This window comes from Pseudomonas sp. FG86 (assembly GCF_057808775.1).
The window spans coordinates 14,425-37,047 of the sequence record NZ_JBMDIS010000064.1; the positions used below are offsets into that span (position 1 = coordinate 14,425).

At 59.1% G+C, this 22,623-nt stretch carries 16 protein-coding genes and 1 tRNA gene; 4 read left to right on the forward strand and 13 right to left on the reverse strand.

Annotated features, from left to right (window positions below; all coding sequences use genetic code 11):
• Positions 1 to 38 precede the first annotated feature (38 nt).
• The 3 genes from ACODSV_RS27400 to dibA form a co-directional block, all read right to left on the reverse strand.
• Complete coding sequence (locus ACODSV_RS27400) at positions 39 to 1,049, reverse strand: sulfate ABC transporter substrate-binding protein (RefSeq protein ID WP_069075004.1); 1,011 nt, start codon at positions 1,047 to 1,049, stop codon at positions 39 to 41.
• 66 nt (positions 1,050 to 1,115) lie between these two features.
• Positions 1,116 to 1,298, reverse strand: coding sequence for a sulfur starvation response protein OscA (gene oscA / locus ACODSV_RS27405; protein WP_003170956.1), 183 nt, complete (start codon positions 1,296 to 1,298; stop codon positions 1,116 to 1,118).
• Positions 1,299 to 1,598: 300 nt separating this feature from the next.
• Complete coding sequence (gene dibA, locus ACODSV_RS27410; protein WP_454843091.1) at positions 1,599 to 3,512, reverse strand: phosphodiesterase DibA; 1,914 nt, start codon at positions 3,510 to 3,512, stop codon at positions 1,599 to 1,601.
• Between the two features lie 166 nt (positions 3,513 to 3,678).
• Between dibA and desA the strand changes: the two genes are divergently transcribed.
• Both desA and ACODSV_RS27420 read left to right on the forward strand, forming a co-directional pair.
• Positions 3,679 to 4,863, forward strand: coding sequence for a delta-9 fatty acid desaturase DesA (gene desA, locus ACODSV_RS27415; protein ID WP_024072739.1), 1,185 nt, complete (start codon positions 3,679 to 3,681; stop codon positions 4,861 to 4,863).
• 201 nt (positions 4,864 to 5,064) lie between these two features.
• Positions 5,065 to 6,066 carry a GGDEF domain-containing protein gene (locus tag ACODSV_RS27420; protein WP_102624808.1) on the forward strand — a complete coding sequence of 334 codons (1,002 nt, stop codon included), beginning with the start codon at positions 5,065 to 5,067 and terminating at the stop codon, positions 6,064 to 6,066.
• Positions 6,067 to 6,322: 256 nt separating this feature from the next.
• On the opposite strand, the gene ACODSV_RS27425 is transcribed toward ACODSV_RS27420, so the two are convergent.
• The 3 genes from ACODSV_RS27425 to gabD form a co-directional block, all read right to left on the reverse strand.
• Entirely contained in the window at positions 6,323 to 7,531 is a 1,209-nt protein-coding gene (locus ACODSV_RS27425) for an HDOD domain-containing protein (protein ID WP_150054922.1), read from the reverse strand.
• 137 nt (positions 7,532 to 7,668) lie between these two features.
• Entirely contained in the window at positions 7,669 to 8,946 is a 1,278-nt protein-coding gene (gene gabT / locus ACODSV_RS27430) for a 4-aminobutyrate--2-oxoglutarate transaminase (protein ID WP_024072736.1), read from the reverse strand.
• A 198-nt stretch (positions 8,947 to 9,144) separates the two neighbouring features.
• A complete protein-coding gene (gene gabD / locus ACODSV_RS27435; protein ID WP_069075000.1) occupies positions 9,145 to 10,587 on the reverse strand; it encodes an NADP-dependent succinate-semialdehyde dehydrogenase in 1,443 nt (480 codons plus the stop codon).
• A gap of 371 nt (positions 10,588 to 10,958) precedes the next feature.
• Between gabD and ACODSV_RS27440 the strand changes: the two genes are divergently transcribed.
• Both ACODSV_RS27440 and ACODSV_RS27445 read left to right on the forward strand, forming a co-directional pair.
• Positions 10,959 to 11,035: transfer RNA gene (locus tag ACODSV_RS27440), tRNA-Arg, on the forward strand.
• 602 nt (positions 11,036 to 11,637) lie between these two features.
• A complete protein-coding gene (locus tag ACODSV_RS27445; RefSeq protein ID WP_150056127.1) occupies positions 11,638 to 16,413 on the forward strand; it encodes a DUF3320 domain-containing protein in 4,776 nt (1,591 codons plus the stop codon).
• Positions 16,414 to 17,071: 658 nt separating this feature from the next.
• Here the strand turns inward: ACODSV_RS27445 and ACODSV_RS27450 are convergent.
• The 7 genes from ACODSV_RS27450 to ACODSV_RS27480 all read right to left on the reverse strand — a co-directional run bounded on the left by ACODSV_RS27450 (position 17,072) and on the right by ACODSV_RS27480 (position 22,575).
• The gene (locus tag ACODSV_RS27450) at positions 17,072 to 17,527 is read right to left on the reverse strand and encodes a hypothetical protein (protein ID WP_150056128.1); all 456 of its coding nucleotides are present in this window, start codon (positions 17,525 to 17,527) and stop codon (positions 17,072 to 17,074) included.
• Between the two features lie 386 nt (positions 17,528 to 17,913).
• Complete coding sequence (locus tag ACODSV_RS27455; RefSeq protein WP_102625230.1) at positions 17,914 to 18,333, reverse strand: hypothetical protein; 420 nt, start codon at positions 18,331 to 18,333, stop codon at positions 17,914 to 17,916.
• Positions 18,334 to 18,612: 279 nt separating this feature from the next.
• Positions 18,613 to 19,383 carry a hypothetical protein gene (locus ACODSV_RS27460; protein ID WP_150056129.1) on the reverse strand — a complete coding sequence of 257 codons (771 nt, stop codon included), beginning with the start codon at positions 19,381 to 19,383 and terminating at the stop codon, positions 18,613 to 18,615.
• Between the two features lie 13 nt (positions 19,384 to 19,396).
• The gene (locus ACODSV_RS27465; protein ID WP_150056130.1) at positions 19,397 to 20,212 is read right to left on the reverse strand and encodes an acid phosphatase; all 816 of its coding nucleotides are present in this window, start codon (positions 20,210 to 20,212) and stop codon (positions 19,397 to 19,399) included.
• 14 nt (positions 20,213 to 20,226) lie between these two features.
• On the reverse strand, positions 20,227 to 21,069 hold the full coding sequence (locus ACODSV_RS27470; protein WP_150056131.1) for a MipA/OmpV family protein: 843 nt from the start codon (positions 21,067 to 21,069) through the stop codon (positions 20,227 to 20,229).
• Between the two features lie 72 nt (positions 21,070 to 21,141).
• Positions 21,142 to 22,176, reverse strand: coding sequence for a DUF1254 domain-containing protein (locus tag ACODSV_RS27475; protein ID WP_150056132.1), 1,035 nt, complete (start codon positions 22,174 to 22,176; stop codon positions 21,142 to 21,144).
• A gap of 153 nt (positions 22,177 to 22,329) precedes the next feature.
• The gene (locus tag ACODSV_RS27480) at positions 22,330 to 22,575 is read right to left on the reverse strand and encodes a DUF1254 domain-containing protein (RefSeq protein WP_489078366.1); all 246 of its coding nucleotides are present in this window, start codon (positions 22,573 to 22,575) and stop codon (positions 22,330 to 22,332) included.
• Between the last annotated feature and the right edge of the window lie 48 nt (positions 22,576 to 22,623).

A 22,623-nucleotide genomic window follows, 5' to 3' on the forward strand; every position in this document is an offset into this window, starting at 1 on the left:
GAACTAGGCGTCCCCCTCGCTCCTACAGGTACTTTGGCTTACTGCGCCGTGTAGATCTGGTCGAACACGCCACCGTCGTTAAAGAATTTCGGTTGGGCAGTTTTCCAGCCGCCGAAGTCTTTGTCGATAGTCACCAGGTCCAGTTTCGGGAACTGCTGGGCGTATTTGGCAGCCACTTTTGCATCGCGTGGGCGGTAGAAATTCTTGGCTGCAATCTCCTGGCCAGCTGGGCTGTACAGGTGCTTCAGATATTCAGTAGCGATTTCGGTGTTGCCCTTTTTCTCGGCGTTCTTGTCGACCACGGCCACTGGCGGCTCGGCGAGGATCGACAGGGAAGGCACGACGATATCGAACTTGTCGGCGCCGCCGTCTTCTTTCAGCGCCAGGAACGCCTCGTTTTCCCAGGCCAGCAACACGTCACCCTGACCGTTGTTGACGAAGGTGATGGTCGAACCACGGGCACCCGTGTCCAGAACCGGTACGTGCTTGAACAGCTCTTTCACGTATTCCTGGGCCTTGGCTTCGCTGCCACCGGCCTTGAGGCCATAGGCCCAGGCGGCGAGGAAGTTCCAGCGCGCACCGCCGGAGGTTTTCGGGTTCGGAGTGATCACGGACACGTCTTTCTTGATCAGGTCGCCCCAGTCCTTGATGCCTTTGGGGTTGCCCTTGCGCACCAGGAACACGATGGTCGAGGTGTATGGGGTGCTGGCGTCCGGCAGGCGGGTCTGCCAGTTCTCCGGCAGGGTCTTGCCCAGCTTGGCGATTTCGTCGATGTCACCGGCCAGGGCCAGGGTCACCACGTCGGCGCGCAGGCCGTCGATCACGGCCCGGCCTTGCTTGCCCGAACCACCGTGGGATTGCTGGATCTTGACGTTGTCACCGGGGTGGGACTGTTTCCAGAAGGCGGTGAACTCAGCGTTGTAGTCCTGGTACAGCTCACGGGTAGGGTCATACGAGACGTTGAGCAACTCGTAGTCCTTGGCAACGGCGGAACCGGCAAACACGGCACTGGCCAAGGCGGCCAGGGCATAACGGCGAATCGACGACATAGAAGCTCCTGAAATTCTGGGGGTGTTGGCTTTTTCTTATAGTTGCGGGTCTATCGCCGTTCTTGCCTAGCTCGGTTTGTTCCCCGGGTTCTGCAGACGGAATTTTTCCTTGCGTTCGATCTGTACCACTTGGGCGTTGTGCACCGTGATTTCCACCGCGCCAAACCGCAGATCGCGCAGGGCGCTCTGGATCTCACGCAAAATGGCTGCTTCGTCCTGGCCGTCGACGCTACGTAGAGATGCGCTCATGGTCTCGCTCCTGAAATGAATAGTGCCTCGCAGTGGCGGCACTGCTTGCGGCGTGAGGGCGATAGTAGATAAGCGCGGATATTCTTAAAAATACTATTTAAGAATGTTTATATAACCAGAAAGAATTTTCTGACAGGACGCGGGGTTGCGCGAGGGTTTTGCGCCCGAGCGCCGAAATAACGCCTTGTGAAGTTCTGAATGTGGGAGGGGGCTTGCCCCCGATGGCGGTGGTTCGGTCAAGGGTTTCTAACTGGATACACCGCTATCGGGGGCAAGCCCCCTCCCACATTTGAATGCATTTCAGGTCTGGATGGGGGGCGCGCGGTGCCAATCAATGTCCTGCGCCGGCATTGGCCGCCCAAACCAATACCCCTGCCCCATATCGCAGCCTTGCTCCAACAAGAACCGGGCCTGCTCCACCTGTTCAATGCCCTCGGCATGCACCTGCATGCCCATGCTTTTGGCCAGGGCGATGACCACCCGCACAATCGCGGCGTCATCTTCGTCCCACGGCAACCCGGCAACAAACCCTTGGTCGATCTTGAGCTTCTGCACCGGCAGGCGCTTGAGGCGCAACAACGAGGAATAGCCAGTGCCAAAGTCGTCGATGGCCAGGCGCAAGCCCAGTTCGCGCAGGCGGTGCAGTTGTTCCAGGGCCACTTCAGGGTCTTCCATCACTGCGCTCTCGGTGACTTCCAGCTCCAGAAAGGCGGGGTCCAGGCCAGTGGTGTGCAGCACCTGCGCCACTTGCTCATACAACTCGCGTCGGGCGAACAGGCGGCTGGAGACATTGATGGCGATAAAGCTCAGTTGCACGCCATCGGCCAGCCACTGGCACATTTGGCGACAGGCCTGGTCCATGACCCAGGCGTCGATATCGGCGATCAGCCCGGTCCGTTCGGCGATGGGGATGAACTCGACCGGCGGCACCAGGCCGCGCTCCGGGTGTTGCCAGCGCACCAGCGCTTCGACACCGATCAGGCGGCTGTTGTGCAGGTCATGCACCGGCTGGTAATAGACGCGCAGCTCTTGCTGTTCGAGCGCGCGGCGCAGTTCGCTGGCGATTTCCACCCGGTTCTGCGCGTGGGCGGTCAGCTCTTCGGTGTACAGGGCGTAACCTTCGCGGCCCACGCTCTTGGCCTTGAACAGCGCGGAATCGGCGTTGCGCAGTAACTGTTCGGCGCTCAGGGCATCACTGGGGAACAGGCTGATACCGATGCTTGCACTGATAAACAACTGATGGCCGTCGAAGATGAACGGCTCCCGCAAAGCATCGAGTATGCGTTGCGCCAGCGCGGCGGCCTGCACCACCTGTGGACAACTTTCCACCAATACGGCGAACTCATCCCCGCCCAGGCGTGCCAGGGTGACACCCGGGCCAAACAGACCTGCAAGGCGTTCACTGACCTGCTTGAGCAGTTGGTCGCCGACGTTATGGCCGAGACTGTCGTTGATGATCTTGAAGTGGTCCAGGTCAAGCAACAGCAAGGCGCAGCCGCGCTTGTGGACTTGCGCCGAGGCCAGTGCCTGCTCGGCGCGGTCGGTGAACAACAGGCGGTTGGGCAGGCCGGTCAGGGGGTCGTGGTGGGCAAGGTGGGCCAGTTCGTGCTCGGAATCCTTGATCGCGGTGATATCGGAAAACACCGCGACGTAATGGCTGAGCTGGCCGTGATCATCATGGATCACACGGATGGTTTGCCACTGTGGATAAATTTCGCCGCTTTTGCGCCGGTTCCAGATTTCGCCACTCCATTCGCCGGTTCGCTCCAGGGTCTGGAACATCTGTTGATAAAAACTCGACGAATGGCGCCCGGACTTGAACAGGCTCGGTTGCTGGCCCATGACGTCTTCGCGCCGATAGCCGGTGATCGCCATAAAGGCGCGGTTCACATGCACGATCAGCCCACGGGCGTCGGTGACCAGTACGCCTTCACGGGTGCAATCGAATACAGCAGCCGCCTGGCGCAGGCGCTCGCGGTTTTCTTTCAGGGGCTGGGCAAGCAGATTGGCCCGGGCAAAGCGCGCGCAAATCAGGTAGATCGCCAGGGCACTGAGCGCCACCCACACATAGCCGCGCACCTGCAGCCATTGGTTCAGCTCGCTGGGATTATCGAGAAACTCGATCAATACCCGTTGAGTGAGCCCAACCCACAGCATCGAAACCAGCAGATATACCAACCCGGCACGGCGGGCGCCTCGGTATGAAAACAGCATATGGTTAGTAGTCCTTACTAAAAAGCCAGATTCGCCCTACAAAGGCTGCGGATTATAGAATAAGAAACATCCAGTCACTCCTATCTGAAAGGGTGGCTGGTTTTCTCTGTAGGCTTAGTGATAATGCGTGAGCTGTTTTTTTCTTTATCTGAGGGCCATACAGCCTATGTGGTACAACGGTTTTCTTGACTTGTCGGCCTGGCAACTGGTGGCAGTCACTCTGTTGATGACCCACGTGACCATCGTTGCGGTCACCGTCTATCTGCACCGCTATTCAGCCCATCGCTCCCTGGAGCTCAATGCCGGCCTGAAACACTTCTTCCGCTTCTGGCTGTGGCTGACCACGGCGCAGAACACCCGCGAGTGGACCGCTATCCACCGCAAGCACCACGCCAAATGCGAAACCGTCGACGACCCCCACAGCCCGGTGATCAAAGGCCTGTCCACCGTACTGCGCAAAGGTGCCGAGCTGTACCGGGCCGAGGCGGAAAACCCCGAGACCCTGCGCATCTACGGCAAGAACTGCCCGGACGACTGGCTTGAACGCAAGCTCTACACGCCGTACCCGTTGCTGGGCGTGGCGATCATGGGCGTGATCGACCTGCTGCTGTTCGGCACCATCGGCATCACCATCTGGGCGATCCAGATGATGTGGATTCCGTTCTGGGCCGCCGGCGTGATCAACGGCCTCGGCCATGCCATCGGCTACCGTAACTTCGAATGCCGCGATGCGGCGACCAACCTGGTGCCGTGGGGCATCATCGTCGGTGGCGAAGAGCTGCACAACAACCACCACACCTATCCCAACTCCGCCAAATTGTCGGTGAAAAAATGGGAGTTCGACCTGGGTTGGGCGTGGATCAAGGTATTCAGCTTCCTGCGCCTGGCCAAGGTACAGCGCGTGGCACCGATTGCCCACCGCGTGGAAGGCAAGGGCCACCTGGACATGGACACCGCCATGGCGATCCTCAACAACCGCTTCCAGATCATGGCCCAGTACCGCAAGCTGGTGATCGGCCCACTGGTCAAGCAAGAGCTGGAAAAGGTCGATCACTCGGTGCGCCACCAGTTCCACCGCGCCAAGCGCCTGCTGTCGCGGGAAACCAGCTTGCTGGATGACCGCCATCACCTGCGTATCCAGAGCATGCTGGAACACAGCCACGCGCTGACCGTGATCTACGAAAAACGCCTGGCACTGCAGCAGATCTGGCTCAAGACCAGCTCCAATGGCCACGACATGCTGGCGGCAATCAAGGAATGGGTGCATGAGGCAGAGGCCAGTGGTATCCAGTCCCTGCGCGATTTTGCCCACCAGCTGAAAACCTATTCGCTGCGCCCTGCGGCGGTCTGATGGTGCAGGGGGAGGGGCCTGCCCTCCCCCGCAATCACTTTTTTGACGTCATTCTCCAGACACGCGCTAATCCGTCCTAATCGCCCCTGATGACGGAACTTCGCTGCAATTCGTCCCTCTCAAACAACACTTCGCCATCATGGTGGCCCCTTGTTGTGACCGCTGCTGAATCCTGCGGCGCGCCCAGAGAGAGTTGTGCCGATGGTCCACGAAAAACCCTACCTGTCCGATCCGCCCACCACAGAGCCGCCCCGACCCGCAGCGGCGGCGACCTTGCTGGCGCTCATGCATGCCCAGGGCGAAGTCGAACGGCTCAGTGAGCGCGAGCAATTACTGAGTTCACTGCTGGTCAGCGTAAACGCCGTGCTGTGGGCCGTCGATTGGCAGACGCGCCGCGTGCTGTACGTCAGCCCGGCCTATGAGCGGATATTTGGACGCCCGGCCGGCCTGCTGCTCGCCGACTATCGGGAATGGCGCAACAGCATTCACCCCGAAGACCTCGACTACGCCGAATACAGCCTGGCCCGCGTGCTGGACCACGGTGCCGTGGAAGACCGTGAGTACCGCATCATCACCGCCGACGGGCAGATTCGCTGGTTGAGCGACAAATGCTACATCAACCAGCAGGTCGGACCGGGCGAACCGGTGATCGTGGTGGGCATAGCCGAAGACATCACCGAAAAGAAGCAGCTGGAGATGGAACTGCACCGGCTGGCCACCACCGACGTGCTGACCCAGAGCAGCAACCGCCGGCACTTTTTCGAATGTGCCAAGCAGGCCTTCGACAGCGCCCGCGCCCAAGGCGCGCCGCTGGCGTTCCTGTTGCTGGACATCGATGATTTCAAGGACGTCAACGACACCTACGGTCACCTGGAGGGCGACCAGGTGCTGCGCCGCATCGCCGAGAGCGGTCGAGGCGTATTGCGCCGTGGCGACCTGTTCGGGCGCATTGGCGGTGAAGAGTTTGCCGCCGTACTGCCTGGATGCGCACCGGAGATGGCGTTGCAAGTGGCCGAACGCCTGGGCAAAGAGATCCAGGCCCTGAATTTCAGCTACGAAGGCCAGGCGTTCACCGTGACCGTCAGCCAGGGCCTGGCCAGCCTCACCGACGAAGATTCAACCCTGGACAGCCTGTTCGCCCGCGCCGATGCGGCGATGTACGAAGCCAAGCGGCAGGGCAAGAATCGCGTGGTTGCGGGTTAGAAGATCAGATCAAGGATTAAAACCTTTCCTTAAACGAGCGTATTTTTGTGGCGAGCGGGCTTGCCCCGCGTTGGGGCGCGAAGCGGCCCTAAAACCAGTCTCCCGGTTCTACCAGAAGAAATGCGGTGGCCTTATTGGGGCTGCTGCGCAGCCCAACGCGGGGCAAGCCCGCTCGCCACAGGGGGTTCAGTTTGCTGCGCGACAGCACTCAGTCAGCTATTCAGCAGGACCTCCCACACTTGAATGTCATCGCTCTCTAGGCCTTGCGCAACCGCATCAGCTCCGACAACCCCACTTTCAGCAAGCGTGCCGTTTTACTCCTGGCCAACTCTTCCAACCCTTCTCGCTCGGTCAAGCGCGCCATTTGCACGGCCAGGTGCACCACCAGCGCATCCCGGGCATACACCCCACCCTCCAGGGAATAGATCGCGGCGATCAGTTGGCGCAGCTCCAACGGCAAGCGCCAACGTGCGCGCAGTGCCGAGCCATAAGCGGCACCAAACGTGTACAGGGACTCGCCGATGGCTTCGTCATCCAGGGCTCCGCCGCCCTGGCGCCAGTCTTCCAGGCAGCGCAGCAAGGCCAGGTCGCCCAGCCGATGCAGGATGCCGGCGCTGTAACAGCGTTCGTGGTCCAGTTCCAACATGCGCGCCAGGCGCCGGGCGTAGTCGGCGGTGTCCTGGGACACCTGCCAGTAGCGCTCGGCGTAGGCCACCAGGGCTGGGTCGCCCAATACCACATTGTGCTTGAGCGCCAGGCCGAGGATCAGGTTCATGCTCTGCCCGGCCACCAGTTTGTGCAGGGCTGCCGCCAGGGTTTGCACGGGCGTGCCGTGATGGCCGGCACTGTTGGCGGCGGCGATCAGTACGGCGGTAATCTGCGGGTCCATGCGCACCTGGTCTTCCAGCTGCTTGAGGTCCAGGCCCTCAGGCCCAAGGCTGTGCTGCACGGCCGCCCTCACATCGACCCGCAACGGCGCACCATCGCAGGCGTCGCGGCGACGTTCGAGGAACGCCGGCAAGGTCATGCCCGGCGTCAGCGCCGGCACTTCGCAATACACGCTTTCGCCTTCGTTGAGCAGCAGGTCTTGCAGGCGCTGGGTCAGGCCGTCCAAGTTCAGGGGCTTGGTGAGATAGGCCGTGGGCGCCAGGGGCAAGGCTTCGCGTACGCTGGCGCTGTCATTGCGACTGCTCAGCAGAATGAAGGGCAGCACGGGCGAGCGGCGCTGCTGGCGTACGTCGCGCAGCAGGCTCAGGCCATCGATGCCCGGCAGTTCCCAATCCGCCAGGATCAGGTCGTAGTGTTTTTCGCGCAGCAACGTGGCCGCGTGCTGCCCATCGGCACACACATCCAGCCGCGCGTCACAGCGCACATTCAGCAAGACTTGCTTGAGCAGATCCCGCGACCAAGGGTCCGCCTCGGCAATCAGCACACGGGGTACAGCGGGTAAAACAACAGCAGTCATCTGCACGCTCCATCGGCAATGCCTGCAACCTTAGTCAATGCCACCGCCCACGTACAATGAACAACGCCTGAATGTGCTGCCTCGGGCACAAAAAAACCCGCCGAAGCGGGTTTCTTTACGAACAGGCCAGCTTCCGATTACAGCTCGGAGAAGCACTCTTCGATGATTGCCAAGCCTTTGTCCAGTTGCTCGTCCGGCGCGGTCAGCGGCACCAGGATGCGCAACACGTTGCCGTAAGGGCCGCAGGACAGCAGGATCAAGCCCTTCTCACGCGCCTTGGCCACCACGGCGGAGACGGCAGCGGCGTTTGGCTTGTGGGTGTCGCCACCTTCGAACAGCTCGATCGCGATCATGGCGCCCAGGGCACGCACGTCGCCGATCACCGGGTACTTGGCCTGGATGGCCTTGAGGCCTGTGACCAGACGTTCGCCAAGGGCTTTGCAGCGATCCAGCAGATGCTCTTCTTCGAACACTTCCAGCACGGCCAGGGCCGCCGCGCAGGCGATCGGGCTACCCGCGTAGGTGCCACCCAGGCCACCTGGGGCGATGGCGTCCATGTACTCGGCCTTGCCGCACACACCGGCCAGCGGGAAACCGCCAGCGATGGATTTGGCGAAGGTGGTCAGGTCGGCAGTGACGCCCATCTGTTCCATGGCGAAGAAAGTACCGGTACGGCCGGCACCGGTTTGCACTTCGTCGGCGATCAGCAGGATGCCGTGCTTGTCGCACAGTTCACGCAGGCGCTTCATGAAGGCTTTAGGCGCGACGTAGAAACCGCCTTCGCCCTGCACTGGCTCGATGATGATCGCAGCGATGTCACGCGGCTCGGCATCGTTCTTGAAGATGCGCTCGATGCTGGCGATGGAGTCGTCGACGCTCACGCCGTGCAGCTCGTTCGGGTACAGCGCGCGGAAGATGCCACCTGGCATCAGGCCCATGCCGGCCGAGTAAGGCACGACTTTACCGGTAAGGCCCAGGGTCATCATGGTACGACCGTGGTAGGCGCCAGTGAACGCGATGACACCGGCACGGCCAGTGGCGGCGCGGGCGATTTTCACCGCGTTTTCTACCGCTTCGGACCCGGTAGTGACCAGCAGGGTTTTTTTGGCGAAATCACCTGGGACCTTGGCGTTGATTTTTTCGCACAGCTCTACGTAGGGCTCGTAGGCCAACACCTGGAAGCAAGTGTGGGTCAGCTTGTTCAGCTGCTCGGTCACGGCCGCGATGATTTTCGGGTGGACGTGGCCGGTGTTCAGCACGGCGATACCACCAGCGAAATCGATGAACTCGCGACCTTCAACGTCGGTCACGGTGGCGTTCTTCGCGGATTCGGCGAAGATCGGGTGAATCTGGCCAACACCGCGCGGTACAGCGGCTTCGCGGCGTTTCATCAGGGAAGCGTTGGTCTTGCTCATAAAGTCCTCATTCGCCACTCATCGGGTGGCGTGGTCCAAGGAATACGTGGCGGGGAGGCAACTACGGCAGCATGCGATGATCGACTGCCACAGCTTTCCCGGCCACTACGAATAACGATGTGAAACACGCAAAGGGTCAGCGCTCTCGTGCCCTTTGCGTTTACTGCAATCCCTTGCCGGGCTTATCCCTTACAGAACTTAGATGCCCAGGCAGAGGTATTTGATTTCCAGGTAGTCCTCGATCCCGTACTTGGAGCCTTCACGGCCCAGGCCCGAAGCCTTGATGCCGCCGAACGGCGCCACTTCGTTGGAGATCAACCCGGTGTTCACGCCAACCATGCCGTATTCCAGGGCTTCAGCCACACGGAACACACGGCCCAGGTCACGCGCATAGAAGTAGGACGCCAGGCCGAACTCGGTGTCGTTGGACATCGCGATCACTTCGGCTTCGTCCTTGAAACGGAACAGCGGCGCCAGCGGGCCAAAGGTTTCTTCCTTAGCCACGGCGGCGTTCTTCGGCACGTCGACCAGGATGGTCGGTTCGAAGAAATTGCCTTCCATCACCTTGCCACCGGCCAACAGCTTGGCGCCTTTGCTCAGGGCATCGGCAATGTGCTCCTGAACCTTGGCCACGGCTTTTCCGTCGATCAGCGGGCCCGTGGTGGTGCCTTCTTCCAGACCGTTACCGATCTTGAGCTTGGCCACGGCCACCTTGAGTTTTTCCGCGAACGCGTCGTACACCGAATCCTGGATGTACAGGCGGTTGGCACAGACGCAGGTCTGGCCGTTATTGCGGTACTTGGAGATGATCGCGCCTTCGACGGCCTTATCCAGGTCGGCGTCGTCGAACACGATGAACGGCGCGTTGCCGCCCAGCTCCAGGGAAACTTTCTTGATGTCCTTGGCGCATTCAGCCATCAGCTGGCGACCGATTTCGGTCGAGCCGGTGAAGGACAATTTACGCACGATCGGGTTGCTGGTCAGCTCGCCGCCGATGTCGCCGGCGCTGCCGGTGACCACGCTCAGCACGCCTTTAGGGATACCGGCACGGTGCGCCAGCTCAACCAGGGCCAGGGCCGAGAACGGGGTTTGCGAGGCAGGCTTGATCACCATGGTGCAACCGGCGGCCAGGGCCGGGCCGGCTTTACGGGTGATCATCGCGGCCGGGAAGTTCCACGGCGTGATCGCGGCAGTCACGCCGATCGGCTGCTTGATCACGATCAAACGCTTGTCGGGCTGGTGGCCAGGGATCACGTCACCGTAGATGCGCTTGGCTTCTTCGGCGAACCACTCGATAAAGGAAGCAGCGTAGACGATCTCGCCCTTGGCTTCGGTCAACGGCTTGCCTTGCTCGAGGGTCATCAGGCGACCGAGGTCGTCCTGGTTTTCGATCAGCAGTTCGAACCAACGGCGCAGCTTATTGGCGCGCTCCTTGGCGGTCAGCGCACGCCAGGCCGGCAAGGCCTTGTCGGCGGCTTCGATGGCGCGACGGGTTTCAGCGGCGCCCATCTTCGGCACGGTGCCGATAATCTCACCCGTGGCCGGGTTGTTGACCTTGATGGTTTGACCATTGTCCGCATCCACCCAAGCGCCATCGATAAAGGCTTGTTGGCGGAACAACTGGGTATCTTTGAGCTGCATGTCGGCTTTCCTTAACAGCACCGCGCGCACGCGGAGCGAATTAGAGTTGTTGAAAGGCGCCTTGTGGGCTGCCGTCAGGGAAATCAGCCCCAGCACGCGCGGGAAGTGAAAGAGCGCACGGGAGACAGAGCGTTTGAAATCTCAAACGAATCCTAGGATCAATGGGGGTGCAGGGCAATAGTCTGTTCGAAAAAAAGAACGAAAACCGCGTATTTACCGGATTTTTCTGATCAGCGTGATCGGCCCGTGCGCCACCGGGTTGATCCCTAGCGCACGGCGCAGGGCCTCTGCGCGGCAAAATCCTACGTTTGAACGGCCAAAGACCAGCATGGACGCCCAAGGTCGACATGGGTATGATGTCGCCCGCACAAGCATCCGTAGCTCAGCTGGATAGAGTACTGCCCTCCGAAGGCAGGGGTCGTGGGTTCGAATCCCGCCGGGTGCACCATATATAGAGATGAAGAAGCCCTAGGTCGAAAGATCTGGGGCTTTTTTGTGGGCGATTGGTTGATGGGGGCAGCTCGTCGTGAGCATTGGGTTTGAACTGTCCGAAGTTTCGGTCTAGGCCGCCAAGCCACGTCGCCGAATCACACCTAGGCATCAGGATGCCTGGCAGGAATGTACTTCCGAGGTCGCCCGTTCATGTGTAAGTTTATTGATCGGGGAATCTGGAAGCGCCCATATCAAGCTTGATGCCATGACTGCAAATCACTTATTTCTTTACGTGTATTCATGCTGCAGATATGTTGCTGGCAAAAGGATATTAGATACTCGAGTCTCAGGGAAAGGCGCTCCAAAGTGATCACTCGACTGGCTCACCCACCTGCATATCTCCCTGATCTTCGTGACTTTAGCAAGCCAAGCTCAGCAATCGTTGTGTCCGATGAGTTGACCGCCCTAGGCTCAAGCTTTCGGCTGACTGCTCGCTAGACTTCCCCGCCAAGCTTCCGGTGATGGCGTCAACGTGGAACAGTTTCTCCATTAGCATCTTTCCAGGCCGCAGACACTCTCGAAGCTGTTGATGTGCCAATTCAGATAGCAGGTTTTCCTATGAATGCAGTGATCGGCCAGAAGCTACAGAGCAGTCGCAAAGAGCTTCTGGATATCGGGCTTCGCAACAACATGCTCAATTTCCGTAAGACCGCCAAGACCCTGATAGTGGTCGATGAGCAGTCCGAAGAGGTCTTCAAGACCCTCTATCGTCAGGAAAAGGCCATGACCTTTTCGCCAATGGCTCGCAAGAAACTGGCGGAACTGGTCAAAGCCTCCAAGTCAGCAGAGGAAGGTGAGGAAAATAGTGATACTCCCGGCGATGAAGAGCTGTTGTATGAGCTCGACAGCTTGGACTGGAATGCCGTCACTGACGACGCGGGCGAGGAGGAAGCGGGCAAGGCTCGCCGTCATCTCGATACGCGTTTGCAGACCGCTATCGAAGATGACCGGCTTTTCCTCCAGCTATTGAAAATCCACACCGAGGCCAAAGGTTTTATCGAGGAGCAGGGCGTCAACACGCTGTTCCTGTCCCTTGGCTTCCTGCATTGGTATGAGGCCGAGAGTTCTGAAAACCTGCGAAAGGCACCTTTGATCCTGCTGCCCGTCACCCTTGAGCGCAGCGGGGCCAAGGACGCGTTTAAGCTGAGGTACTCCGGTGACGAGCTGATGCCGAACTTATCCCTAGTTGCCAAGCTCAAGACCGACTTTGGCCTGGACCTGAGTTCTTGTGCATTCGACGAAGACACTTTCGATGCCGATGAAAACAGCCTCGATCGCTTTTTCAGCGACGTTGCTGCTGTGGTCAGCAAACAATCGCGATGGAAGATTGCCGGTAACGAAATAGCACTGGGCTTTTTCTCGTTCGGCAAATTCCTGATGTTCAAGGATCTCGACCCGAAAAGTTGGCCAGAAGACAAGCAACCTGATGCCAATCCGGTGATGAAGCGATTGCTGGGCTCGGGTTTCGGCGATCTGCGCGCGGCATATCCAGAGGATGTGAATATCGACTCGGTGATCAAGCCAGGTGAGGTCCGTTTCGTCAAGGACGCCGACAGCAGCCAGACCGAAGCAATCCTGGAAGTACGCGAAGGCTCCAACCTAGTCATTCAAGGCCCACCAGGTACCGGCAAATCCCAGACGATTACCAACATCATCGCAGAACTGATTGGGCAGAAAAAAACGGTACTGTTCGTTGCCGAGAAGATGGCGGCCCTGGAGGTGGTGAAGCGCCGCCTGGATGAAAGCCATCTCGGCGACGCGGTACTCGAGCTGCACTCCCACAAATCCACCAAGCAGTCGGTGCTCAAGGAGTTGGGGCGAACCCTGAGCCAAGGGCGGCCAATGACGAAGGGCGCAGAGGGAGACCTGGCCAGCCTTAAGGAGCTACAGGACTCCCTCAATAATTACTGCGAAGCCGTCAGTGCATCGGCTGGGGCTAGCGGTTTGCCCTTTCTCGATGTGCTGGGTCGCTACCTAAGGCTGAAGCGAGTTCATCCGGGACTACCCGTGATTCCGTTTGGGCCAATGGCCGGCTGGAGCTTCACACACCAGCAAAAGCAGCGAGAGCTGGTCGAAGAATTGGTTCTCCACCTTAACGCGATGGGACGGCCGGATCGCAGCCCGTTCTGGGGCAGCCAGCGGACTTTCTTCTCTCCCATCGAACAAAGTACTGCCAATGACGCGTTGCAGTCGGCGATCTCTCACCTCCATGTCTTGCAATCCACCACTACCGCGCTCTCCGAGCGATTGATGCTGACCCAGCCGGTCACCTTGGCAGATGTCGATGTAGTCTGCCGCGCCGCACGCCGTGCGGCGGAGGCCCCGCGACTTGAGGGCATCAAAATATCCACGGGGGAATGGCAGTCGCGTCGCGACTCCATTCGCGAATTGCTCGAGGCCGGCGAGAAGATGTCTGTTTGTCGTGATCAATTCGACAAGCAGTTGATCGACGCAGCTTGGGACCAGGATCTTTTGGAAGTTCGCCAGAACCTGCAAGCCTACGGTGACAAATGGTGGAGAGTCTTTTCGGGGCGCTTCCGCGCCTCGCGTGCTCGATTGCAGGGGCTAGTCCGCGAGGTATTGCCGAAAAGCAATGCAGGCATGCTCGAGCTGGTCGACGCGGTCTTGACCTACCAGCAGAATAAGAAGGTGTATGACCAGCACGAAGCCTTGGGTAGTGCGCTGTTTGGCGCTCAGTGGCAACGCCAGAAGACCGATTGGCCGGTGCTTGAGCGCCTGAGTGCCTGGGTGATCCAGTTGCATGACGACCTGGGGCATGGACAGATCCCGCAGGGCATTATCGCCTTCTTGGCCGGACATGCCGATGCCACAGGGTTGGGCGAAGCGGTCGCTGACGTAGAGCACCATGTAAACGGGCTGGACAAAGCGATTCGTGATTCGCTGGAAGTGACCGGGATGCAGGATGAGAACGCTAAGGCTGATGTCAGGAAACTCTCTCTGACTGCGCTGGAGGCGCGTCTGCAGGAGTGGCAGGGCAATCTCACCGCGCTCTACCAGATTTCGCGATTCAACGTGCTCGCGGAGCAGATGCTTACCGCCAACTTGGGCGAGCTACTTGGCATCGCCATCAGGAGTGACCAGCACGAAAGCCTGACTGCCGTTCTGGATCTTTCCTGGTATGCAGGCCTGGTGCAATCAGTGTATGCCCAAAACCCGGCGCTCCAGCAGTTCGACCGGATCAAGCATGAGCACCAGATCGCACGTTTCAAGTCGCTCGATCTCGCCTCCCTTAATCACGCCCAGACGTCCCTAGCGAAGCAGGCGTGGGAAGGAATGCCCAATATCAACCAGCCCGGTGAGATGGCAGTATTGCGAGCGGAGCTGAACAAGAAGCGCCGCCATATGCCGATCCGGCAAATGATCGAGAAGGCGGGACGAGCGATCCAGCAAATAAAACCGGTGTTCATGATGAGCCCCATGTCGATCGCCAACTTCCTCCCACCAGGCAAAGTCGAGTTCGATGTGGTGGTGTTCGACGAAGCTTCCCAGGTGAAAGCGGTCGATGCATTTGGCGCCATCATGCGCGGTAAGCAGGTCGTTGTCGTGGGAGACACCCGCCAGATGCCGCCTACTGACTTCTTCAGTCGTGATGTCGAGATGGACGACGAAGAGGGTGCTACCGCCGACATTGAAAGTATCCTGAGCATGTTCAAGGTCGCCGGTAGCCAGGAGCGCTATTTGCGCTGGCACTATAGGAGCCGGCACGAGTCGTTGATCGCGGTTTCTAACGTCGAGTTTTACGACAGCAAACTGGTGGTCTTCCCATCAGCGGGTCAGCATCCCGATGCCACGGGTATCAGCTTCGACTACTTGCCCGAGGCTGTCTACGACCGAGGCCGTACCCGCACGAACAAGGGGGAAGCCAAGGCTGTCGCGAAAGCTGTTATGGAACACGCGATCCGCACGCCCGACCTATCGCTGGGAGTGGCTGCCTTCAGCGTGGCGCAGCGTGATCTGATCCAGGTAGAAATCGAGTTGCTGCGTCGTCAGTCGCCGGAAGCAGAGGCGTTCTTTACCGACCACGGGAGTGAACCATTCTTCGTCAAGAACCTGGAAAACATACAGGGTGATGAGCGGGACAAGATATTCATCAGCATCGGGTATGGGCGTAACGAGTCCGGCCGCATCGCCAAGGAATTCGGTCCGGTAAACCGGGAGGGTGGCCACCGTCGCCTTAACGTTCTGATCACCCGGGCCAAATTGGCAATGCGCGTGTTCAGCAACTTCAAGGCCGAAGAACTTGAGCTTGACGCTAATGCTCCCCAGGGCGTCAGGGCGCTGAAAAACTTCCTCAAGTATGCCGAGACAGGCGAGCTCGAAGTCGCATGCGAGACCGGTAAAGCAGCAGACTCGCCGTTTGAGCTGGAAGTGATCGAGGCGCTGAGAGACCGAAACTACGTGGTGGAGCCGCAGGTAGGAACCGCAGGTTACTTCATCGATATTGCCGTCAAAGATCCGGAGTATCTGGGGCGCTATGTCCTGGCGATCGAATGCGATGGCGCCGCCTATCACAGCGCACGATCGGCGCGTGATCGTGACCGCCTGCGTCAAGGCGTACTAGAGGGGCTAGGCTGGAACTTCCACCGGATCTGGAGCACTGACTGGTTCCGCAACCCTCAGCAGGAAATCGCACGTGTCGTTGCAGCGATCGAAGCAGCTCGTGCCAGGATCGCCGAGGGGCGGAATGCGCTTCCCCAGGTGGAGTCAGAACCGAAGCATGAGATTTTCAGGGATGTGCCGGCCGTTGAAGCTATGCCGAGTGCCAGCAGGCAATATGTGAAAGCTCGTCTGGCACCCGCAGCCTCGCTGAATGAGCTACATCAGGAAAAGCCAGAGCGTCTAATGCAGATGATTCGTACTGTAGTGGAGGTCGAAGCTCCGGTGCACACCGCCGAAGTCACTCGCCGACTTATGGAGGCGTTCGGTGTGACGCGGGCAGGCTCGAGGATTACTAACGCGGTCGAGCAGGCTATTCGTCTTGGCGTGCAACACAGGTTGTTCCACGGACGAGGTGGCTTCATGTATTCAGTTGAAAACAAAGCTATCCCTATCCGTAGCCGGGCCCATTTTGAATCTTCGGAGCGTAAGGTGGAGTGGGTGGCCCCGGAAGAGCTTGATCAGGCACTTGTAGAAACGGTTACCCTCGGATTCTCGATGAGTCGTGAAGAAGTTATTTCTGGAGCGCTGGCGCTTCTGGGCTTTGGACGGGCAACAGCGAAGATTGCCGGGATGATTGACGAAAGAATTGTTGTTTTGGTCAATAACGGGAGTTTGCGAATGGTTGATGGGCTGGTGACTCCTAAATCGCTCTAGCTTTCGTAGACCCTTTAATCCTCAAATGAACGCTCTCTAAGCCGCTACATGGCCGTCTGCTTTTGGCCGATTCTGTTGAAAACAGTCGGATTTTCAGCTGGCCTGAACTCAGGCACGGCCACCCTCGGAGAAGCGTTCTTCACAGCCCATTTCTTTTGTGCCGAAGAGAGTCGGATAAGTAGTGCGCTACGTGTATGCCCACATGTATGCCTAACCGAAACACTACCGACCAGCCCCCTTATAAACCGGCACCAAAAGCCTCCAGTTCAAACGACGCCGGGGCACCATATATAGAGATGAAAAAGCCCCAGTTCGAAAGATCCGGGGCTTTTTCGTGAGCAATTGGTTGATGCATTTTTCGACAGAGGAAATCACATCAAAGCAGTGAAATTAACGACGTGGACAGCTCATCATGAGCATTCAATTTGAACTCCCCGAAGCTTCCAAATAGCAGCCCCGACCTAAGCCAACCTCACAGATACATCGAAGGTACCCACATCTACCTGCCATCAGCTTCAGGTTGAGCCTAACCACCGTCTCGTACCTCAGCCATGGGCACGAAAAAGAACGGATGGCGCCCACCCTCGGCATGGACCTGGCGATTCAAGCCAAAGCCCAGCACAACGTTAATGACCGCCCCGATCCCCGAACACTGGGCTTACCGTATCTGGTACAGCACAGCAGCCCCTGGCTTGGGTTCGAAAGCCGGCACAGTGCGCTGCTGCAGTGGCATACCCTTGGCATCCCAAACCAAGGTGTCCGGTGGGTACTCGTCCTTGCGGGTCATGGTGTCGATCTGCTTGGCGATCACCTCCGAGCTTGCAGGCACTTCCGGGTTCCATTCGAATACGCCAACTCTGCCGTAGAACACAGCCGGCGCGTCGTTATCGAGGCGCCGGTCGGGGCACATGACCAAACCGCGGTCAAGCATAACCCGCAACGCGCCAACAGGTACCGCCTTCACCGTGGGCGTGGTGCGTTCGGTGCTGTGGCCTGGGCAGACATTGGCCGAGCGAGTAACCATCGCCTCGACCACTTCAAGATCGGATTGGGCCTGCGCCGAAACGGCAACGGCAGATAGGGCGAGCACTACCAGATTTGACTTCCAGGGCACGCGAAACCTCCTATGGAAAAAATACCCCAACGTTGCGGACTGCCCCCCACGTAAGAACAGTTCGTTGCCAGGAGGCACACTTGAGACCAACACGACATTTAGTTTGTTCCAGTTGCTGATTGATAGCCCTGGCTCTGACCGCGCAGAGCGCCTTTGCTCCTCACAATACAGGCAGCTATCGGCCAAAAATCGGACGCTTGTAAAGGGCAGACTCCAACTCAAGTTGCTGATCGCCAGTGCTGGGCTGACCCAGGTTTGAAAGAATCACTCGGGACGGCATGGGCTTAGGGCCGGAGATGTCTTGTGGTCGATTATTTCCTCGCTGCCCATGACAACTTACCGCTACCGCCCTCCCATATTCTCTCCATGAATTCCCTCCCCCCGCCCTATAGAACGCAATCCCGGTAGTGCTGCTGGAACTCCCCCCTTGACCCAAGATGATCCGTCCACTGCCGGACAGGTTCAGCCTCTTGCTCGGTGAGTTTCATCTGCTGCAATTCATCATGAAGAAGGAACACAAAATCCTCTTCGTCCTGTATTCGCCGCACGTCCTGTAGGGTCCAGTGATGCTCGCTGATCAAATGGAGCCGAAGGTCGTCCATGGCTTCCAGTCTGGTCCAGATTGCCGTGCTGTCCTTGCGCATGCGCTCGGCGAAACACTTGAGTTTGTATAGCCCGAGTGCCATGCGGGTGTGTTGATCGCGCGGCTGCCCTTCCCAGCGGAGGTCGGGGTTTTCAATCAGGCGTTTCTCGTACTTATCAAGCGCCGCTACCCATTCACGATGGTGATTGAATTCTTGAACCATAGGCCGGGTCTCCACGACAGTCCTTTCGAGTTAAATCAAAACGATGTTACTGCTTGGCCCGACGGCTATTGGCGGCCAGGGTCAATTCCAGGCAGCAAAAAGGCCCGCATTCCAGGCTATGTGGAATGCGCTCTGGCGCAGCTCAAAGTAAGTGCCCGACTCGTCGGGGCATTCGCTTTTCGGGGTGGCCGAGGGGCCTCCCCGAATAGCGGGCATCCGTCCTGTTTTCAGGTGGGAAGACAGCCCCTTGGGCTGTTGGGGAGCTTGACGGTGCAAGCTTCAGAATCGCCCACTGATGCCCAGCAAAGGCCCCTTCTGGACGATGTCGTAGACGAAGCCATCATGGCGATAATTCACCCCCATCGCCCGGTAACCGGCCACTGCTGAAAACCCGGGCCAAAACTCCCAGCCGGCCAGCGCTGCCAGGTCCCAGTCTTCCCGAGACTGCCCGGCACCCGCCATCCCCCAGGATGACAGCCAGAATCGATCGTTCACGGCATAGTGCCCACGCAGGCCTGCCATGGCGTCTGCCCATGTGGCGTTGTCAGAGCCGGATAAGCCACCGAGTGGTCCGCCATGGAAGGTGAGGGTGGTGCCGCTGTACCAGGCACGTACGCCGCCGGCGACATCCAGTCGGCGGTTTTCATCACCCAGCACCGTGTAGCCGCCCCCCAGGAACCCGGAGGCTGTCTTGCTTTCGACCTCAAGCTTGGCGCCCCCCGGCAGGCGGTTGCGGGTGTCGGTGTCGATGTACATCAGGTCGGCGAGCACGCTGTAGGGGCCCCGACGCGCCTCCCCCATCAGCATCACCGACATATCGACCGTCTTGGCGATGTCGGAGAAGTCGGACTTTATGAACTGGGTGCCCGTGCTGCTATGACCCACGTGCCCACGAATGCCGGCGCCCCATACGTAAGGGCCGCCGTTGAATGTCCAGTCATCGTTGTCTGCCGCCCTGGCGGGCCCGGCGGCGACAAAGGCGCCAGCCAGCAGCGCCAGATGGGCGTGCTTGCGCCACAAAGCCGAGCGGGGGTTGTCACTGTGCATGATGGTGTGTCCCCGATCAGTGCTGAGTCAGCGAGAGCGCCACGCCCTCGGCCGCACAGTCCTGTGTGGGCTTCAAGCCCGCTTTTTGTGCGGCCTTGACCTCTTCCTTCGCCGCCGCCAGATCCGCCAGGAACGCCGGATTGCTATGCAAGCTCGCAACCGTCGCAGCGCCCATGATGCGGCCCGCATCGACGTCGCTCTGCCAGTGAGCGTCGCAGATGACGCGGCTCTGGCCGAATGACAACCCGCGGGTCATCAACTCGGTTGCACGGGCAGGCTGAATCTCGGCCAGCAACAGCCCCCAGGCCCAACCGGCGGCGGAGTGGCCGGAAGGCCAGGAACCATCCGTGCGCAGCAGCGGTTCCATGTCTTTGCGACAGGTCCCTTCGTTATGTGCCACGAAGGGTCGGGTGCGGTTGTAGGCATTCTTCCCGGCATAGGTGGAACCGCCCGCATCCGACAGGGTGCGCTGCATCAAGGTATAAAGATGCGGTGTATTTTTCTCGGTGATCGGCGTGCCCAGCGAGCAGGCGAATGCGTTGGCCGGGCCTGGGAATGCCAGCTCCGCATCCGCCGCGGCGAGTTTCTCCCGAGCCGTACCGCGTAGCGAGAGCGCTGCTCGCCGTGCCTCCTCATCCCGTGCCAGCGCCGCAGAGTCAGGCTTTGGTGGGGCGCCCAGCAACGCCAGGCGCAATGGCAGGTCTGCCGAGTTCAGATAGCCGGGGGCCAGCTTGAAGTGAGGGTCCGTGACCTTGGGCGCAGCATCGTCGGCAAGCACCAGCCCCGACCAGAGCAGGCCCGCCAGCCCCAACTGCTTATGTACTGTTTTCATCGGGTGTTCCCTTATCAAAACCGGTAAAGGGCATTCAGATAGGCGCCTGCGCCCACGTTCTCACCCGTCAGCGGGCTGTTGCGGGCGTCGGAGACCAGGGCGTAGGTCTTGATGCCGCCTTCCAACGCCAGCTGTGGCTGCCATTGCCAGGTGAGGCCCAGCTTCAAAGTCACGTCGCGCATCCCGCCACCGGGGTGATATTCCTCGAAGCCGGTACGCGCGGCTTGTTGGGCGGTGACGCCGAAGCGCGCCATCATGTCTTTCTCATTGCTCCAGGTGCCGTACAGGGTCGAGTCCAGGGTCAAGGTGGAAGACAGCGCGTAGGCTGTGGCGAAACCGGCTTCCAGGAACGCGGTACGCCCCAGGCTCTCGCCACCGTAATCCCGGCTCTGGCTGGCTTGCAGCCCACGAACAAACAGGCGGCCGGCCGGCAGCACCCAGTACGCTTCCGCCCCGACCAGGGCAGTGCTGTCCAGGTTACCCATGCCTTTGAGGTAGTCATCACGACCGCCCAGGGTGTGGATTCTTTCCTTGCGGCCCTGGTCGTAGCCCATCAGCAGGGCCACTCCAAAAGGTGACAGCCCCGGCAAGTCCCAACGCAGACCATCGGGGAACGCGGCAGTAAACTTGCCCCAGTTTTCGGTAGGCAAAACCGCTTTGAGTTTCAGTGACGGGAACGCGGCGTAGTGCGAAGAACCTTCATACAAGGGGCCGACGGCGAGTCCGCCACCGACGGTCACCGAGGGCTCACTTGAGTCGTCTGCGTGTGCAGGCAACGCCATCGCAAAGGCGAGGGTCGCACTGGTCATGAGCGCCGCTTTATATTTGAAAAAGTTTGAACCACCGATGGTTGTCATTGCTTCTTTCCTTGGGTGTAAAACCAAACTTATTGGCGTGGGTGCCCAGTTATAAAAGTCGAACGTTATGAGTTAGAGCTCGACGGCCTGCGGCTTCGGGAAACTCCACTTTCCATTCAGAATTTGTTCTTTCGGCTGATAAAGCCTGACCGTGTAGTTCCAGCCAGGTGTGGTAGGCAGGCAATTAGCAATCTTCCCGTCGCAACCGCCGAACTGGATGAGAATCGAGCCATCCTCACTTTTCCTCGCGGTGAGGTTGTTCAACGAATAGGCGTCATAGGGGTTCTTCTGGAAATAACCGTCGGCGTTATAAACACTGACAGACCAGAAACTATTGACCGGGACCTCTCCGACTTTGAGCCGGTAAATGGTTTTCCCATCGTTCTCAGGCATCACGCCGCCGAGGTAGATAGCGTCCTTGACGGGGTTCCCACCCCAGCCCGTCGCGGTACCGATCAAGTGATGGATGGGATTGACCGCGCCCTTGGGGCCAAAGGATTGGTTGTAGTCAGGAATCGTCGAACCCAGGACCTCCAGCGCCTCACGCACCTTGGCCTGGCTCGCCGGGTCCCACTTAGGTACTACAAACTCGCCAACCTTGGCCTGGCTGACCGCGATGGAGTCCTGCAGTGCATGGACCTTTTCAAGGTCTTTGCGATCCGCGGGATCGAAGAACGTGCGCACAGCGACAAACACATAGCGTGTGCCGATGGCCTCTTTCGTCAGTGTCTGGCGGCCAGCGCCATAAGTGACGAGGGGCACGTAGTGGTCTTCATTGATCACCGCCATGGACATGAACCGTCCACCGGCCTCAGGCAAGGTGATCGTGACGGGACCTGCATCGAGATCGAACACGGCTGACGAATAGAGCGTGTCGCGATTCATCCGGACCACATTCTGGGCGTCAATGGCCACCGCTTCGCGGCTATGAACAAAGCGGCCCAAACTGCCACTTGCGACCATTTTTCCCAAGTAGAGGTCGGACTCGGCACGGACAAAGTTATCTACACCTACCGGTATCGCCGCCTCCGGGGATGACTGAGCATTCGCACTTCCAAAAACCACCAGCGCCATCGCAAGGGCACAGGCCGTGGATGAATGGGACATTTAAACCTCTTGGTTTTATTAGTTGGCGTTAATTTTTTGACTGTATAAGAACGCCTTGGCGCAAACTTGCCATTTGGTGCCAAAAGCAAGGTGAGCGCGTACGCGAAGGCCGCCCCGGAAAGGGGTGACATGTTTGGGGGGACATCGTGATCTTCATTGATCGCCGCCATCGACATGAACGGTCTCAGGCAAGGTGATCGTGACGGGGCCTGTATCGAGATCGAACACTGTTGACCAATAGAGCGCGTCCCGATTCCTGCGGACCACATTCTGGGCTTCGATGGACACCGCTTCGCGGCCATGAAACAACCGGCCCAAACTACCACTCGCCACCATCTTCCCCATGTAAAAAGCTAACAGCGCCATGGCGAGGAGGCAGCTCGTGAATGAAAGGGACATTTAAACCTCTTGGTTTTATTAGTTGGCGTTAATTTTTTGACTGTATAA